Source organism: Ruegeria sp. CF5, assembly GCF_056537325.1.
Genome location: NZ_JBQFRI010000007.1, coordinates 91,007 through 107,334, shown reverse-complemented (window position 1 = coordinate 107,334; position 16,328 = coordinate 91,007). Strand labels below are relative to the sequence as shown.

The following is a 16,328-nucleotide window of genomic DNA, read 5'->3' as shown; positions in this document are numbered from 1 at the left end:
CTTGCCCCACGAAACCGAAAACGCCCTTTGCTCGCAGGTATTAACGGAATATCATTCCTGAAAAAACTACTATCAGATCACAAGGCAGGCCCGGAGGCAGTATGCGTCTTACATGTCCGAAATGCAGCGCACAATACGAGGTACCGGACGAGGTTATCCCCGAGGGCGGACGGGACGTGCAGTGTTCCAATTGCGAGGAAACGTGGTTTCAGGAAAAGACACCGTCAAAACCGACGGATGTTGAGCCTGAACCATCCCAAGCCAAAGAGCCCGAGCAGGTCGCCGCAACCGAGGTCAAGGTCGAGGATACTGCCGAGGCCGAGACACCCGAGGTCGACGCGCCGAAGCCTCCGAAAACGGACAGTGACAGCAATCTGGACCCATCGGTTGCCAGCATCCTGCGTGAAGAAGCCGAACGCGAGGCCGGATTGCGGGCGCAGGAAACCGAAAATCTAGAAAGCCAGCCGGATCTGGGTCTGGAGGCGCACACCGAGCCCGAGGCCAAAGTCGCACCAAAAAGGCCTGCAGCAACGGAAACCGCGTCTGAAGGATCGCGTCGGGATGTCTTGCCGGATGTCGAAGCGATCAGCACGACACTGCGCAGCGATACTGCCGACGACACGCCGGAAGCCACCGAACCCCCGCGCAAATCCGGCGGATTCATACGTGGTTTCGGGCTGATCCTGACCATCGGTATCGTTCTGTATCTGGTCTACGGAAACGCGCGCCAGATCAGCGATGCGGTTCCTCAGGCCGAACCGATACTGAAGCCTTATGTGTCGCTGGTGGATCAGGCGCGCATCTGGCTGGAATCTCAGGCTGCTGGCTCCGCACCACAGGAATGACCGGACCCTAGGGTCGGATCAGAAACGCTCCAGCAGGCGTTTGAGGTATTCCAGTTCGATCCGGGGCCGGTCCGATTCACCCGAGCGGCGGCGGATTTCCTCCAGCAACTCGCGGGCGCGTCGATAGACATCTTCGCGTCCCAACAGGTTTTCGTCTGTATCAAAGGCGCCCACGCTGCCCGGATTTCTTCCCAACGGGTCGCGATTGGTCGCCTGCATATCACCGTCCTGCGTTCCCTGACCCGGCTGGGATTGCTGCGCCATATCTTCACCCAGAGACCGCATTCCTTCGCGCAGGGCCTCCATGGCTTCTGACTGGCGGTCAATGGCTTCCGCAAGATCATTGTCGCGCAGCGCGCCCTCTGCGTTTTCCATCGCGCGCCCGGCACGTTCCAGCGCCTCACGGGCGGCCTCACCTTCGGATGTGCCGGTACGTGGCAAGCCCTGCTCCTGACGGCGGAGTTCTTCGCGCAGGGCCTGCTGACGATCAGCCAGACTACCTTGCCCCTGCTGACCTTGCCCCGCCTCATCCTGACCTTGGCCCTGGCCACCCTGGCCTTCGTGGCTTCGACCCCGGCCCTGACCGCCCGAGGTGCCCTCGTTGCCCCGGCTTTCACCGGCCTGTGCGCCGGGGTTGAACTGTTCCTGCAAATCACGGAACGCTTGATCGCTGAGACCTTGTTGTTCGCGCAGGGTTTCGGCCAGACCTTCCATTGCCTGCTGACCTTCGGATTGCCCACCCTGCCCTTGGGTGACGCGCATGTTTTCCATCATCTGCTGGAACTCTTCCAGCGCCTGCTGTGCCTCGGCCATCCGGCCCTGTTCCATCAGTTCCTGAATCCGGTCCATCATGCGTTGCAGATCGTTCTGCGACATCTGGATGCTTTCACCGTTCTGGCCCGGCTGGCCCTGATCGTCGCCGTTTTCTTGTGCCTGACGTTGAAGCTGCCGCAGGTAATCGTCGGTAGCGTCACGCAGTTCCTGCATCAGCCGGGCGATTTCCTGATCGCTGGCGCCGTTCTGCATCGCTTCGGACAAACGCTCCTGCGCCTGACGCATCCGTTCCAGCGCATCGGCCAGAGTTCCGTCTTCAAGCAGGATGGCCAGATCCCACAGCGCCTGGGCTATTTCGGCCTGCTGTTCGGACGTCAGCCCATATTCGGTATAAGTTTCGAGCCTGCGCAGTGTCACGCGCAGGCGCAGATAGGCCGTGTCCGAGCGGAACAGGTCCTCGGGCCGGTGCGAGACAGCGCGCAAAATCTGGGCGATGCGCGGCGCGTTGGCCCGCGCCCAAAGCAGATCGCGGCGTTGTTCGATAACGGCCGCAGCCAGCGGATCAAAGAACCGACGCGCGGGCAGGTTTGTGGCAAGGACCTCGGATTGCGACTTCTGACCGGCTGCGTCCTCGACCGACAGAATGATCTTCACTGGCAGATGTGCCCAGGGGTGCTGGGAAAAATCTTCGATCAGATCTTCGCTGAATTCGGCCCGGTCCCCGGCGATGGGCATTGGCAGATCGATCGTGACGGCCTGCCGGATGTCCGGCTCGGTCGCCAGACCATAGCGGCGGTTCACCGACGCAAGATCAAGATCGATACGAGCGGAACCGGAAACCACCCCGTAATCGTCGCTGGCGATGAAGGGCAGCGTCATCTGGCCACCAGCACCTGTTGCCGCCGCGCCGGTCACTGCAACCTGCGGTGCTTCATCGGCCACGATACCGATCACCCATTCACGACCCATCGGGCCTTCAATTCGCATCACACCGGGGCGCGTTGCCACAAAATCCTGCTCAGGCGCAGTGGCTGCTTCGGTTCCGGTGACCGAGGTTGTTTCAGTCAGGGAATGACCACCGACTTCACCGTAAAAACGCAATGTTATCCGGCTGCCTTCGGGAACGCTCAGGGCGCCGTCCTCCTGATCGGCCAGATACAGCGCTGGCCGTCCGGTATGAAGCGGCGGTTCAACCCAGCCCTCCCATGTCGGGCCTTGTGCCGCAACCGCCGTGCCCGGCGCGATTTCCGCGACGGTGCCGATACGCCAGAACGACCCGAACAGAAAGGCGACAACCAGCGCCAGCAGTGCCGCATACCGCACAGCGTAAGGATCACGTGCGGCAAGCCGCAGATCGGGTTTGACCGGCTCGGCCGTGGTTGCTTTTGCAGCCATGCGGGCCTGATGCGCTTGCCACATGGCGACCGAATCCGCATCCATCGACCCGATCGCCTGATCGTCGATCAACGCTTGAATTGGGCGACCGGGCAGCGATTCGTCCAGCCGGACCAGCGCCTCGGCCCTTGTCGGGAAGTGAAAGCGCCTGATTCCGACACCCGCCGCGACCAGCAGGGCCACAAGCGCCGCCGCAAAGACGGCCCAGACGACCTCGGCCATCACCAGATCGTGCAGACCCAGCATCAGAGCGGCCAGAATCGCCATAAAGATCGAGAAAAACGGCCAGAACGCGCGCAGAACCCGCTCGGCCAGCATCCCCGCATGCGTCAGCAGCAGCGACATCCGGGGAATCGGCAACTTTTGTCTGGCGCTCAAAGCGGGCCTCCTGTCCGGCCCGCGCGGTTATCGCGTCAAAGCCACGAAGGTATGGTATCGCGGTTTATGATTTCGTCAAAGCTTGGCCTTGGGCGAATAACCGCGAATTGATCCCCATTGACCAGAACTTCGGGGATCAGGGGGCGGGTGTTATATTCGCTGGCCATCACCGCGCCATAGGCGCCGGCGCTGCGGAATGCGATCAGGTCACCGGCAGCCAGCGGCGGCATGTTGCGTTGCTTGGCAAAAGTATCACCGGTCTCGCAGACCGGGCCGACGATGTCATAGGGCTGCGGCTCCAGCCCCGGCGCGGGTTCCCGCACGGCGATAATATCGTGATGCGCCTCGTACATGGCGGGACGGATCAGGTCGTTCATGGCGCCATCGAGGATCAGAAAATCGCGCCCCTCGCCTGATTTCACATAGATCACCTTGCTGATCATCAGACCCGCATTGCCTGCAATCAGGCGTCCGGGTTCGATCTCGATCTCGCAGCCCAGATGGCCAAGGGTTTTCTTGATCAGTGCACCGTATTCAACGGGTAGCGGCGGCGCGTCGTTCGAACGGGTGTACGGAATTCCCAGACCGCCACCCAGATCCAGACGGCGGATATTGTGGCCCTCGGCGCGCAGCCGTTCGGTCAGTTCAGCAACTTTCTGGTAGGCCAGCTCAAACGGCTCAAGCTCGGTCAGCTGCGAACCGATGTGGACATCGATTCCAACAACCTCTAGCCCCGGCAGGCTTGCCGCGCGTGCATAAACCTCGGACGCGCGAGCGATCGGGATACCGAACTTGTTCTCGGACTTGCCGGTCGCGATCTTGGCATGGGTTTTGGCATCCACATCCGGGTTCACGCGAACGGTGATCGGCGCAACAACACCCAGCTCCAGCGCGGTGGCGTTGATCACCTCCATCTCGGGCTCGGATTCGACGTTGAACTGGCGGATACCCCCTGTCAGGGCCGTGCGGATTTCGTCGGCGGTCTTGCCTACGCCGGAAAAGACGATCCTGTCCCCCGGAACACCCGCTGCTTTGGCCCGCAGGTATTCGCCGCCCGAAACCACATCCATTCCCGCTCCGGCCTGCGCCAGAGTTTTCAGGATCGCCTGATTGCTGGCGGCCTTCATCGCGTAGCAGACAAGGTGGTCGGTGCCATCCAGCGCGTCGTCGAACAACTGGAAATGCCGCAACAGGGTTGCCGTCGAATAGACGTAGAACGGCGTTCCCACCGCGGCGGCTATTTCGGTGATCGGTACGTCTTCGGCGAAAAGCGCGCCGTCGCGGTAGAGAAAGTGATCCATACCTGCGCGCTTAATCCGAAAGAACTACGCGGATCAATAGCCCCGATCGGGATTCACCGCCTTGATCCGTTCCGTTTGCGCTTTTTTTCCACCGGGCGTTGCAATTGCTCGGAATACGCCTCCACCTGATCGAATACAGGTTTGAATTCCGGGTTCATCACGCCCCGCTGATAGGCAAGCTGGTATAGCGTGTGCAGCGGGCTTGTATTGCCTTCCACAATGGTCGGGCCATTGTCGGTCAGCGCAACATCCCACCCCAGCACCCCAAACTCGGGGAACATGGCGTGCGCGTCCAGCACGGTCTTTTTGGCGTCTTCCCAATCGGGCATCGTGATATCGGCAAATTTCACCTGCGATACCGGGTGCTCCTCGATCTCGTGCGCCTCGGTCGATTTTCCGGCCCAGCAGGTGCCGACCTGGCCAGTGTCCCTGTCCACACGCGCGATCATGCTGCCGCTTTGCCAGAAATTGTCGGACATCGCGGCTGGTGAAGGTACTTTCCACAGCGAGTACAGCAGCTCGGGCTGGGTCGAGCGTCTGATGGTTACCATCCGGACCGTTCCGGTGACATTGCCCACAACCGAAGCCAGATCCGGATGAGGCAGAAGGGCATCCTGCAACAGGTACCCGTCCGAGAACTTCAGAAACACCTCAGCACAGAAGGCCGAAATCGGGATGGCCTTGCCATTTCCGAGGATCAGCGTATCGCCTTCAAGACCCGTGATCAGGATGGATCCAACACTCATCGAAGAAAATTGTGGTTTTCCGAAGAGTGGGAATTTTGCCTGTTCCCTGAGATAGGCCTCAAGGGTTTCCGGAGACGACAGGACTGGAAGGTTGCCCAGTGACCGGATCGACGACGCATAGGCCTGCGTATGCGTCGACCGCAATCCCATTGCGTTGATGAACGTGCCGTATATCAGCTTGTGATCGACGATATGCTCCATCCCGGCCCGCGTTTTTTCGGACATCCGCAGGTTCAGGGCGCGGCTGGCATTTGTGCCGACATACTCTTTCTTTTCGTCAATCGATTTAGACGGATCGTACAGCCGGAAAGAATAGTATTCATCCGAGTTTAACTTGCCCGGACCAAAATGCAGCTTGCTCATCTCAGCGAACTGGCGAAACGGGCTGATGCCCGAGTCGCGCGCGACCGACACGATCAAAGATGAGGCAGGGGGAACCGGATCTGGGGGAACCTGTAAAAGAGTTGCTGCATTCTGGCCGTCAGTGGACATCATTATTCCTAATTCTGCGCAATCGTCCTAATCGGGATACGCGGACAAAATGACAGAAATTTGGCAAGATTGTTTCCAAGACACGCAATTTGCCTTCACCCGGTGAAGGCAAAGTTGCCGCGACTTTCGATCAGGTGATCAGAAACCCAGATACAGTCCCACGGGGCCTTTGAAAAAGCCGACCCCGCCACCGACATAAGTCCCGCTTCCCGAGACACCGACATTTGCATTCAGCGTCGGTTGAATGGGCTCACCATCGGCGCCGCAGCCCGCCAGAGCGAACCCAGCGGCTGTCAGTACGATCACACGCAAAAGGGTCATGGCAGCATTGCCCTCCATCTGTCGATCTGGGCACGGACCTGAGTCGGGGCCGTGCCACCATAGGACTGGCGTGAGTTTACCGAATTTGCGACAGTAAGGACAGAATAGACATCATCCGTGATGTCCGCATGGACCGATTGCATATCCTCAAGCGTCAGGTCAGGCAGGTCGCAGCCCTTGGCCTCGGCCATTGCTACCAGCGATCCGGTGACGTGATGCGCATCGCGGAACGGCAGGCCCAGTACGCGCACAAGCCAGTCGGCCAGATCGGTCGCGGTCGAGAAGCCCGAACCGGCAGCGGCGGCAAGGCTGTCGCGGTTGGCGGTCATGTCCTTGACCATGCCTTCCATCGCCGCCAGCGCGAGCATCCAGTTGTCGGCTGCGTCAAAGACCTGTTCCTTGTCTTCCTGCATGTCCTTGGAATAGGTCAGAGGCAGGCCCTTCATGACCATCATCAGACCCGTATTGGCCCCGTAAATCCGCCCGACCTTGGCCCGGATCAGTTCTGCAGCATCGGGGTTCTTCTTCTGCGGCATTATCGACGAACCAGTCGAGAAGCGATCCGACAGAGATACAAAACGGAACTGGGCCGAAGACCAGATCACCAGTTCCTCGGCAAAGCGTGACAGGTGCATGGCACAGATCGAAGCGGTCGACAGGAACTCCAACGCGAAGTCGCGGTCGCTGACCGCATCCAGCGAGTTGGCGGCGGGGCGGTCAAAACCAAGGGCTTCGGCCGTCATGTGGCGGTCGATGGGAAAGGACGTGCCCGCCAGCGCAGCGGCACCCAGGGGGGATTCGTTCATCCGGGCACGGGCATCGCGGACACGGCTGAGGTCACGACCAAACATCTCGACATAGGCCATCATGTGGTGGCCCCATGTCACGGGCTGCGCGGTTTGCAGGTGGGTGAAGCCGGGCATGACCCAATCGGCCCCGGCCTCGGCCTGCGCCAAAAGCGCGCGGATCAGGGCCAGCAGGCCGGTCTCGGCCGCGTCCAGCTGATCGCGGACCCAGAGTTTGAAATCGGTCGCCACCTGATCATTTCGGCTGCGGCCTGTGTGCAAACGGCCTGCGGGCTCTCCGATCACTTCCTTCAGCCGCGCCTCGACGTTCATATGGATGTCTTCCAGCGCGGTCGAGAACTGAAACGCGCCGCTCTGGATTTCTGACAATACGGTGAGCAGCCCTTCCCGAATTGCTTCGGCGTCACTATCAGTAATAACGCCTGTGGCCGCGAGCATGGCGGCATGGGCGCGCGAGCCTGCGATGTCCTGGGCTGCCATCCGCTGATCGAACCCGATCGAGGCATTGATCGCCTCCATGATCGCGTCTGGACCGGCGGCAAAGCGGCCGCCCCACATCTGGTTCGAGGATTGATCGGTCATGTTGGAGAACCCGGAGTTGATATGCGCCTAATTCGTCTGATCCCCCTTTATATGGCCCTTGCGCTGGGTGCAAACACCGCGCTGGCGACAGATGCCGAAACATTGGCGCCACTGCGTGACGGCACTCTGAAGCGGTTGATCCTGCATTCAGAGCCAAAGCCCGTCGAAGTGGTCGAATTTCAGCTTGAGGATGACACCGGCACCGGGTCGCTGGCGGATTATCGCGGCAAATACGTGTTGCTGAACTTCTGGGCCACGTGGTGCGCCCCCTGCCGCAAGGAAATGCCACAGATCGCCGAATTGCAGGATGAGTTCGGGGGCGAAAAATTCGAGGTGCTGACGCTGGCCACCGGGCGCAACTCGCCCGCGGGTATCAAGAAGTTCTTTGACGAAAACGGCATCACCAACCTGCCCCGCCATCAGGACCCGAAACAGGCCGTGGCGCGAAAAATGGGTGTAGTCGGCCTACCGATCACCGTGATCATCGACCCCGAAGGCAACGAGATTGCCCGCCTGATCGGCGATGCCGAGTGGAATTCGGACAGCGCCAAATCGATCATTTCAACGCTTGTCGGCGGCGAAAGCTGAGGCCAGGGCGAAAAATTATCTGAAATGTGCTATTCTCCCGATCTTTGTGATTGGGAAGATTGTTATGAAGATTGTTGCCCTATTGGCCGCAGTGGCCAGCGTTTCGTTTTTCCTCGTTGAAACCGCTGAGGCCAAGGACATCCGCAAAAAGCAGCAATTCCTGGAGGCTGTAGCCGGTAAAAAGCTGGTCAGCGGAGAGACTTGGTTCGTCATCTCGGCGGATGGAAAAATATCGGGTGTTGGCAGAAATAAAGCCAAAGTCGTCGGGGCCTGGGCCTGGAACAGACGGTACTGGTGCCGAAACGTTATTGTCGGTGACAAACAACTCCCCGAGGATTGTCAGAAAGTTACAATAGACGGCAATCAGGTCACTTTCACCCGCGACAAGGGCAAGGGTGAGTCCGGTACCTTTACGATATCCAACTAGCGCAACGCCATCCGCTTCGTTTTTGTGCTACACTGAACACGGCCCATAACGGGCCGGTTCTGACTTGCAGCCGTGGGAAAGGAGGCGGCTATGAAACCCGTGGTTCTGTTGATCGGACGACTGCCGAATGTAATCGGCGACGTCGCGCAAAAACTGGAGCATCTGCCCATTGAGTGGCTAGGCGCCCACGATCAGGAAGAGGTGAAGCGCCAGTTGGAAACAGAACGGCGCATCGCCTGTGCCATTATCGGCGCTGGGCTGGATGACAGGGTGCGAGGTGAGCTTGTCGGCATCATCGCGTCCCGGAGGCCGGATATCTGCATTCACCTGAAAGACCGGCAATCCGGCCCTGACGGGCTGGTTCCCTTTGTTGAACGCGTCGTCCGGCATGAAGTGCTTGAGCAGATGCAGACTGGCTGACGCCACGCCACCTTTGACAGTCTCCGGCGTCCTTTGCACGGTATCGGCAGGAGGACTGAATGCCACTTGAAATCCTGTTGGTTCTGGTGATCGGAGGCCTTGCCGGGATCGCACTGTTACTGCATCTGACCGGCAGATCGCAGCGGCGCGTGCTGACGCCCGACAACGCGCGAGCCGAGTGGCGCCGCCATTTCCCGGAAGACATGGTGATTGATGTCACCGTCGCGCATGACTGCCATTCGGCCCTGATCCGTACCGAAACCGGGGCAGGTTTGCTGTGGTCCTTTGGCGCGGATACCGTCGGGCGCCATCTGATGGATTTCGACTGGCTGGAACATCCGCAGGGTCTGGCCGTTCACTTTCACGATTTCGGTGCACCCAGCGTTGTTGTCCGCCTTGACGAAACCGAACGCCGCCATTGGCGGCATCTGATGGAGCCTGCATGACCGATCAGGTGACTTTCCCGGATGCGGTTCAGTGGGCCGTGCCGTTTTTCATTGCCGCCATTCTGGCCGAGTTTCTTTGGATCTCCGTCAAACGGCGGGGCGGCCGGTATGAGACGCGCGACGCCGTGACCTCTCTGATCATGGGGGCGGGCAACATCGCCTCGGGTCTGTTGCTCGGCTTCATCGCCTGGGCGTTTTTCATGTGGTTGTGGGAATTGACACCGCTGAACCTCGGCACTTCTATCCCCGTCATTATCCTGTGCTTTGTTCTGGATGATCTGCGCTATTACTGGGTGCACCGGTTCGGGCATCGCATCCGCTGGGTCTGGGCCAGCCACGTGAACCACCACAGTTCGCAGCATTACAACCTGACCACCGCCTTGCGGCAAACATGGACCTATACATTCACCTTCATGATGGTGGTGCGCGCGCCGCTGATCCTGCTGGGATTCCATCCCGCGATGGTGCTGTTCGTCGGCGGGCTGAACCTGATCTATCAGTTCTGGATACATACCGAAGCTATCGGCAAAATGCCCCGTTGGTTCGAGGCGGTGATGAACACGCCCAGCCATCACCGCGTGCATCACGGCCGCAACGCACGCTATCTGGATTGCAACTATGCGGGTGTTTTCATCATCTGGGACAAGATGTTCGGTACCTTTGTGCCGGAACAGGAAGGCGATCGGGTTGACTATGGTCTGGTGCACAATATCGGCACCTTCAACCCGCTGCGCGTGGCGTTTCACGAATGGGTCGGCATCTTTCGCGATGTGATTCAGCCCGGGCTTAGCCTGCGTCAGCGGCTGGCCTATGCCTTTGCACCGCCGGGATACAGTCACGACGGCAGCCGCGACACCTCAGAGCAGATCAAGGCCCGTCATCTGGCACGCCATCCCGAAGATCGCGGAACCCCCGGTTTCGAACAGGTCGGGACACCGCCCCCGACCCCGGCAGCGGAACGGGCCTGACGGAATACCGCCGGTTGTTTTGGCCGCCGCTTGAAAAACGGCGCGGCAACTCCATATGAAACGGGTGTTTCGAATGTGAACCCCCGGAGGCAGCAATGAGCCGTACAACCGCGATATACACCGCAATAGGCCTGATGGGTCTTGTTGTTGCGATGGCGGCCGCCCTGAACGAAGGTGTCCCGCCTGTGGGAATTGCCACCGGGTTTGCCATGATGGCGGTGGGAACGCTCGGGGCAGTTATCGGCGCCGCTGTAACACTGAGCCGCGCATGGCAGATGTCCCGCTGAGTCCGTCTGACTAGGGCAACACATAAATCCTTTGCGAATTAACTGCGGATTTACGGGTTTTCCGTGAAAGTGCTGTCGGACCTTTTCCGGCAACGCACAAGGAATCACCGTGAGTAAGCGAAGCAATCCGGCGGATGTACCCGAAGGCGCTGATACCCCCCTGAACGCGGCGGTCAGCGCGCGGGACCGTTCCGTTGTGGGCATGGCGACTGAGGCTGTGAAGCACAAACAGTGCAGGCTTGCCTTTCAGCCGGTGGTTCAGGCCAATCCACCACATGCGCTTGCGTTTTACGAAGGGTTCATCCGGGTACTGGACGAAACCGGCCGGGTCATTCCCGCCCGTGAATTCATGCCGCAGGTCGAGGAAACTCCAATCGGACGAGAGCTCGACTGCGTCGCGCTTGAGCTGGGATTACGCGCGCTGTCCAGAAATCCCCAAATCCGGCTGTCTATCAACATGTCGGCACGATCCATCGGCTATGCACGCTGGTCGCAGATTCTGAATAGGTTTCTGAACCGAAATGCCCAGTTGGGAGAGCGACTGATTCTGGAAATCTCGGAAAGTTCAGCCATGCTTGTGCCCGAGCTGGTGATCGATTTCATGGACCGTCTTCAGGCACGGGGAATCGCTTTTGCACTGGACGATTATGGTACCAGCAGCTTTAGCTTTCGCCACTTTCGCGACTTCCTGTTCGATGCCGCCAAGATCGACGGCCAGTTCGTGCGCGGCGTCAGCGGGAATGCGGATAATCAGGCGCTGGTGCGGGCGTTGGTTTCGGTCGCGCGCGAATTTGACATTCTGGTCACCGCCGAATCGGTTGAAAGCGCCTCGGATGCGGAATTTCTGCTGGCAAGCGGCGTAGACTGCCTGCAGGGCTTTCTGTTTGGCGCACCATCGGTCACACCGCCCTGGAAGAAAAATAGTGACGGCCGCGCAAGCGCTTAGCCTCTGTCGTGCGTCCGCAAGAACCTGCTGATCACATTGATGAGACAAGCTGTCCGTTGCTGCGACTGCAGCATTACGTTATGGCAGGTACAGTCGGAGCGGGGGATAGTGAGGCGCTTGTGACACGGGGATTGTTTTCCCGAAACCTGCGCCGTCAGATTTCCCAAAGGACCATGACGGTAAAGGATTGACCATATGACCAACGTAGTAATCGCATCCGCCGCACGCACCGGTGTCGGCAGCTTTGGCGGCTCGTTTGCGAACACCCCTGCACATGATCTGGGCACCGCCGTTCTGGAAGCGGTCGTCGAGCGCGCCGGAATCGATAAGGGCGAAGTGAGCGAAACCATCATGGGTCAGGTCCTGACCGCCGCTCAGGGACAGAACCCCGCGCGTCAGGCGCATATCAATGCCGGCCTGCCGCAGGAAAGCGCTGCATGGGGTATCAACCAGGTATGCGGCTCGGGCCTGCGCGCTGTGGCACTGGGTGCCCAGCACATCCAGCTGGGCGACGCCGATATCGTGGCCGCTGGCGGGCAAGAGAACATGACCCTGTCGCCCCACGCCGCCGCATTGCGCGCCGGTCACAAGATGGGTGACATGAAATACATCGACACGATGATCCGCGACGGTCTGTGGGACGCCTTCAACGGCTATCACATGGGTCAGACCGCCGAGAACGTTGCCGAGAAATGGCAGATCAGCCGCGACATGCAGGACGAGTTTGCAGTCGCCAGCCAGAACAAGGCCGAAGCCGCACAAAAGGCCGGCAAGTTCGCCGACGAAATCACACCTTTCACCATCAAGACCCGCAAGGGTGACATCGTGATGGACAAGGACGAATACATCCGTCACGGCGCCACCATGGAAGCCATGGCAAAGCTGCGTCCGGCCTTCACCAAGGACGGTTCGGTCACTGCGGCCAACGCATCCGGTCTGAACGACGGCGCTGCCGCAACCCTGCTGATGTCGGCCGAGAATGCAGAAAAGCGCGGGATTGAGCCTCTGGCCCGGATCGCTTCTTACGCAACCGCCGGTCTGGACCCGTCGATCATGGGCGTTGGCCCGATCTATGCCTCGCGCAAGGCGCTGGAAAAAGCAGGCTGGTCGGTTGACGATCTGGATCTGGTCGAGGCCAACGAAGCGTTTGCCGCACAGGCTTGCGCCGTGAACAAGGACATGGGCTGGGATCCGTCGATCGTGAACGTGAACGGCGGCGCCATCGCAATTGGCCACCCGATCGGTGCATCGGGTTGCCGGGTCCTGAACACGCTGCTTTTCGAAATGAAGCGCCGCGACGCCAAGAAAGGTCTCGCGACCCTCTGCATCGGTGGCGGCATGGGTGTTGCCCTTTGCGTGGAGCGCGACTGATTGCGCTGATCCCAAAAACAAGAGGGCGCCAGAACGGCGCCCTTTTTTGTTACAATTCAAACTTATGGCAGTGATGCGACAAAATTGACAACGAGAGTTTGCATTTTTGCCGCGAAACAATATTGCGCATCCAAGCGCTCCAGAGTAACAGCATTACCAAGGCGATTATAATTGGAGGAATCCTGAATGGCACGTACAGCACTCGTAACCGGCGGCTCCCGCGGCATCGGCGCAGCAATTTCCAAGGCGCTCAAAGCCGAAGGATACAACGTTGCAGCCACCTATGCGGGGAATGACGAAGCCGCGGCGAAGTTCACAGAAGAGACCGGCATCGCCACCTATAAGTGGAACGTTGCCGACTATGACGAATCCAAAGCGGGCATCGAAAAAGTCGAGGCCGAGGTCGGTCCGATCGACATCGTTGTGGCAAATGCCGGCATCACCAAGGACGCTCCGTTCCACAAGATGACGCCGGAACAGTGGCATCAGGTGATCGACACCAACCTGACCGGCGTGTTCAACACCGTGCACCCCGTCTGGCCCGGCATGCGTGAACGCAAGTTCGGTCGTGTGATCGTTATCAGCTCGATCAACGGTCAGAAGGGTCAGTTCGCGCAGGTGAACTATGCCGCGACCAAGGCGGGCGATCTTGGCATCGTCAAGTCGCTGGCGCAGGAAGGCGCCCGCGCGGGCATCACCGCAAACGCCATCTGCCCCGGCTATATCGCGACCGAGATGGTCATGGCCGTGCCGGAAAAGGTGCGTGATGCGATTATTGGACAGATCCCTGCGGGCCGTCTGGGTGAACCGGAAGAAATTGCGCGTTGCGTCGCCTTCCTGGCGTCAGACGATTCGCAGTTCATCAACGGATCGACCATTTCCGCAAACGGTGCACAATTCTTCGTCTGATCCAGACGACCGGAAAAACAGAACGGGCCGACCCCTTGGGGCCGGCCCTTCTTTTATCCCGTAAGAACGCGCGCGCTGCGTTCAGCGGGAACCAAACAACCAGTTCAATACCTTTTTGATCACCTTGCCGCGTTCCTCATGTGCACGTTGAAAGGCACAGCGTGCTGCGGGATTTGTCGTCATCTCGATCATGGCAATCTTCCTTTCAATTCAGGTGGACTTGACTTGCTTCAAGGATGACGCTTGATTTCAATCATGACAAACGAGAGTTTTCCCCGGATCAGTTAAACAATTCTTATCTGAAATGAGTGACCGCCTGCCCCCATTGACCGCCCTTCGCGCCTTTGATGCCGCTGCGCGTCATATGTCATTTGCAAAGGCCGCCGACGAGCTGAGCGTCACCCCCGCCGCGTTGTCCTTTCAGATCAAATCGCTTGAGGAGCATCTGGGCCAGCCCCTGTTTCGCCGCCTCAACCGCGCGGTAGAACTGACAGAGGCCGGTAAGACACTGGCACCCGGTGCCGCTGACGGGTTTTCGGCCCTGCAGGCCGCCTGGGCAGCAACGCGCAGGTTGCAGGACAACACGACCCTTACCGTGACGGCTGGCCCGGCGTTGACGGCAAAGTGGCTGGCCCCGCGCCTGTACGAATTCGCGCGGTCGCATCCCGAAATCGATCTGAGGTTTTCGGCAACCCTTCGCATGATGGACCTGGAGCGGGACGACGTGGATGTCGCAATCCGATTTGGCTATGGGCAGGATGACGGGCTGTATTCCGTTCCGGTACGCAGAGAGTGGCTGACGCCTGTCATGACACCAGAGCTGGCCGAACGCTTTCCGAGCCCCGAGAGTCTGCGGGATGCGCCCCTGATTCATGACGATTCAATCAGTTTTCTGAATCCGCCGTGTGACTGGCCTGCCTGGTTTCGTGCCGTCGGTCAGGATTTTGAGCCCACGCATGGCGCGCATTTTTCAAACGCGGATCATGCCATCGATGCGGCCGTCGCTGGTGTCGGGGTTGCATTGGGCCGCCGTGCGATGATCATCAAGGACATGATCGAAGGCCGTTTGGTTGCGCCTTTCAGGACGGCCATCGAATCGCAGGCGCGGTTTCGGTTTCTGTGCCTGCAGGGGGCGGAAAAGCGGCCACAGATTGCCGCTTTCAAAGAATGGTTCGTGACAGAGATTGAAAAAACCGCCCATATCTCGGACGAGTTTGAAATAATACCGATTGAGGATGTCTACCGCCGATGACCAGATCACGCGCCACCGCCATCGGGTTCATCGCGGTACTTTTGTGGTCCTTGCTGGCGCTTTTTACCGTCGGTTCTGCCCCGACGCCGCCGCTGCTGCTGAATGCGATCTGCTTTACCATTGGCGGCATATTGGGCTTGATCTGGACCTCGCAAACAGCCGGTCTGGCGCAGTTGCGAGAGGTCAGCTGGAAAATCTATCTGTTCGGCGCGATTGGCCTGTTCGGATATCACGCGCTGTATTTTTCGGCGCTGCGAATGGCACCTGCGGCCGAGGCAGGGTTGATCGCCTATCTCTGGCCCTTGCTGATCGTCCTGTTTTCCGGCCTGCTGCCCGGAGAATCCCTGCGCATCGGACATTTGTTCGGCGCATGTCTTGGATTTTCGGGGGCCGCCCTGATCATTACTGGTGGCCGCAGCGCCGGGTTTCAGGCGGCGCATCTTCCGGGATATGCGCTGGCCCTTTTGTGTGCGCTGACGTGGTCAGGCTATTCGGTTCTGTCCCGTCGGCTGGGCAAAACACCCACCAGTTCGGTCGCGGTTTTCTGCGTGCTTACGGCCGTGGCCTCGTGGGGATTGCATTTCGCGTTGGAGGAAACGGTCTGGCCCGCCTCGACACTTGGCTGGGCATCGACAATTGCCCTGGGCCTGGGACCCGTCGGGCTGGCGTTTTATGTCTGGGATATCGGGGTCAAGCAGGGCGACATTCAGATGCTCGGCACCAGCTCATATGCGGCACCGTTGCTGTCAACCCTTGTGCTGGTACTGGTCGGGATCGCCGCGCCATCGTGGACGCTGGCGGTCGCGGCCCTGCTCATCACTGGCGGCGCGACAATTGCCGCGCGGGCCAGCCTGAAACCTTAAGTGGAAAGGCGTTCGATCTCTTCTTTCAGTTTTAGCTTTTGCTTCTTCAATTGAGCGATGTGGAGATCATCGATACCTGGCGAGCGCTGGGCTTCTTCTACTTCGACGCTGAGATTTGCGTGCTTTTTCTTCAGCTCGGTCAGATGTGCGCTCACGCTCATGGCGATCCTCCTTTTTTGTGAATGGTACCTATGAAGTTGATCACATCGTT

Annotated in this window: 18 protein-coding genes; 12 read left to right on the top strand and 6 right to left on the bottom strand. The window is 59.4% G+C overall.

What is annotated here, in order from left to right:
* Nucleotides 1-101: 101 nt before the first annotated feature.
* A complete protein-coding gene (locus tag ACR0NW_RS16505; protein WP_480451525.1) occupies nucleotides 102-845 on the top strand; it encodes a zinc-ribbon domain-containing protein in 744 nt (247 codons plus the stop codon).
* Nucleotides 846-863: 18 nt separating this feature from the next.
* On the opposite strand, the gene ACR0NW_RS16500 is transcribed toward ACR0NW_RS16505, so the two are convergent.
* The 5 genes from ACR0NW_RS16500 to argH form a co-directional block, all read right to left on the bottom strand.
* Nucleotides 864-3,359: a TIGR02302 family protein gene (locus ACR0NW_RS16500; protein WP_480451658.1), complete on the bottom strand. Its 2,496-nt coding sequence runs from the start codon at nucleotides 3,357-3,359 to the stop codon at nucleotides 864-866.
* A gap of 68 nt (nucleotides 3,360-3,427) precedes the next feature.
* Entirely contained in the window at nucleotides 3,428-4,693 is a 1,266-nt protein-coding gene (gene lysA / locus ACR0NW_RS16495) for a diaminopimelate decarboxylase (RefSeq protein ID WP_480451526.1), read from the bottom strand.
* A gap of 53 nt (nucleotides 4,694-4,746) precedes the next feature.
* Complete coding sequence (locus ACR0NW_RS16490) at nucleotides 4,747-5,931, bottom strand: sugar-transfer associated ATP-grasp domain-containing protein (RefSeq protein ID WP_480451527.1); 1,185 nt, start codon at nucleotides 5,929-5,931, stop codon at nucleotides 4,747-4,749.
* A 138-nt stretch (nucleotides 5,932-6,069) separates the two neighbouring features.
* Nucleotides 6,070-6,252: a hypothetical protein gene (locus tag ACR0NW_RS16485; RefSeq protein WP_170654650.1), complete on the bottom strand. Its 183-nt coding sequence runs from the start codon at nucleotides 6,250-6,252 to the stop codon at nucleotides 6,070-6,072.
* On the bottom strand, nucleotides 6,249-7,640 hold the full coding sequence (gene argH, locus ACR0NW_RS16480; RefSeq protein WP_480451529.1) for an argininosuccinate lyase: 1,392 nt from the start codon (nucleotides 7,638-7,640) through the stop codon (nucleotides 6,249-6,251). The genes ACR0NW_RS16485 and argH overlap by 4 nt, the downstream gene beginning before the upstream one ends.
* Before the next feature lie 21 nt (nucleotides 7,641-7,661).
* Between argH and ACR0NW_RS16475 the strand changes: the two genes are divergently transcribed.
* The 11 genes from ACR0NW_RS16475 to yddG all read left to right on the top strand — a co-directional run bounded on the left by ACR0NW_RS16475 (nucleotide 7,662) and on the right by yddG (nucleotide 16,117).
* On the top strand, nucleotides 7,662-8,228 hold the full coding sequence (locus ACR0NW_RS16475; RefSeq protein ID WP_480451531.1) for a TlpA disulfide reductase family protein: 567 nt from the start codon (nucleotides 7,662-7,664) through the stop codon (nucleotides 8,226-8,228).
* 64 nt (nucleotides 8,229-8,292) lie between these two features.
* On the top strand, nucleotides 8,293-8,655 hold the full coding sequence (locus ACR0NW_RS16470; RefSeq protein ID WP_480451532.1) for a hypothetical protein: 363 nt from the start codon (nucleotides 8,293-8,295) through the stop codon (nucleotides 8,653-8,655).
* A gap of 90 nt (nucleotides 8,656-8,745) precedes the next feature.
* Nucleotides 8,746-9,075, top strand: coding sequence for a hypothetical protein (locus ACR0NW_RS16465; protein ID WP_170654642.1), 330 nt, complete (start codon nucleotides 8,746-8,748; stop codon nucleotides 9,073-9,075).
* A gap of 59 nt (nucleotides 9,076-9,134) precedes the next feature.
* Entirely contained in the window at nucleotides 9,135-9,521 is a 387-nt protein-coding gene (locus ACR0NW_RS16460) for a hypothetical protein (RefSeq protein ID WP_480451534.1), read from the top strand.
* Nucleotides 9,518-10,489: a sterol desaturase family protein gene (locus tag ACR0NW_RS16455; protein WP_480451535.1), complete on the top strand. Its 972-nt coding sequence runs from the start codon at nucleotides 9,518-9,520 to the stop codon at nucleotides 10,487-10,489. Before ACR0NW_RS16460 ends, ACR0NW_RS16455 begins: the two co-directional genes overlap by 4 nt.
* Nucleotides 10,490-10,584: 95 nt before the next feature.
* On the top strand, nucleotides 10,585-10,776 hold the full coding sequence (locus ACR0NW_RS16450; protein WP_170654637.1) for a hypothetical protein: 192 nt from the start codon (nucleotides 10,585-10,587) through the stop codon (nucleotides 10,774-10,776).
* Between the two features lie 109 nt (nucleotides 10,777-10,885).
* Nucleotides 10,886-11,722 carry an EAL domain-containing protein gene (locus ACR0NW_RS16445; protein WP_480451536.1) on the top strand — a complete coding sequence of 279 codons (837 nt, stop codon included), beginning with the start codon at nucleotides 10,886-10,888 and terminating at the stop codon, nucleotides 11,720-11,722.
* A gap of 195 nt (nucleotides 11,723-11,917) precedes the next feature.
* Entirely contained in the window at nucleotides 11,918-13,093 is a 1,176-nt protein-coding gene (locus ACR0NW_RS16440) for an acetyl-CoA C-acetyltransferase (RefSeq protein ID WP_480451537.1), read from the top strand.
* Nucleotides 13,094-13,279: 186 nt separating this feature from the next.
* A complete protein-coding gene (gene phbB, locus ACR0NW_RS16435) occupies nucleotides 13,280-14,002 on the top strand; it encodes an acetoacetyl-CoA reductase (RefSeq protein ID WP_170654631.1) in 723 nt (240 codons plus the stop codon).
* Between the two features lie 304 nt (nucleotides 14,003-14,306).
* Nucleotides 14,307-15,254 (top strand): transcriptional regulator GcvA, encoded by a 948-nt coding sequence (locus ACR0NW_RS16430; protein ID WP_480451538.1) that lies wholly within the window; start codon nucleotides 14,307-14,309, stop codon nucleotides 15,252-15,254.
* Nucleotides 15,251-16,117: an aromatic amino acid exporter YddG gene (yddG, locus tag ACR0NW_RS16425; protein ID WP_480451539.1), complete on the top strand. Its 867-nt coding sequence runs from the start codon at nucleotides 15,251-15,253 to the stop codon at nucleotides 16,115-16,117. Before ACR0NW_RS16430 ends, yddG begins: the two co-directional genes overlap by 4 nt.
* Here the strand turns inward: yddG and ACR0NW_RS16420 are convergent.
* Nucleotides 16,114-16,278 (bottom strand): DUF465 domain-containing protein, encoded by a 165-nt coding sequence (locus tag ACR0NW_RS16420; protein ID WP_170654624.1) that lies wholly within the window; start codon nucleotides 16,276-16,278, stop codon nucleotides 16,114-16,116. The genes yddG and ACR0NW_RS16420 overlap by 4 nt on opposite strands.
* Nucleotides 16,279-16,328: the final 50 nt, after the last annotated feature.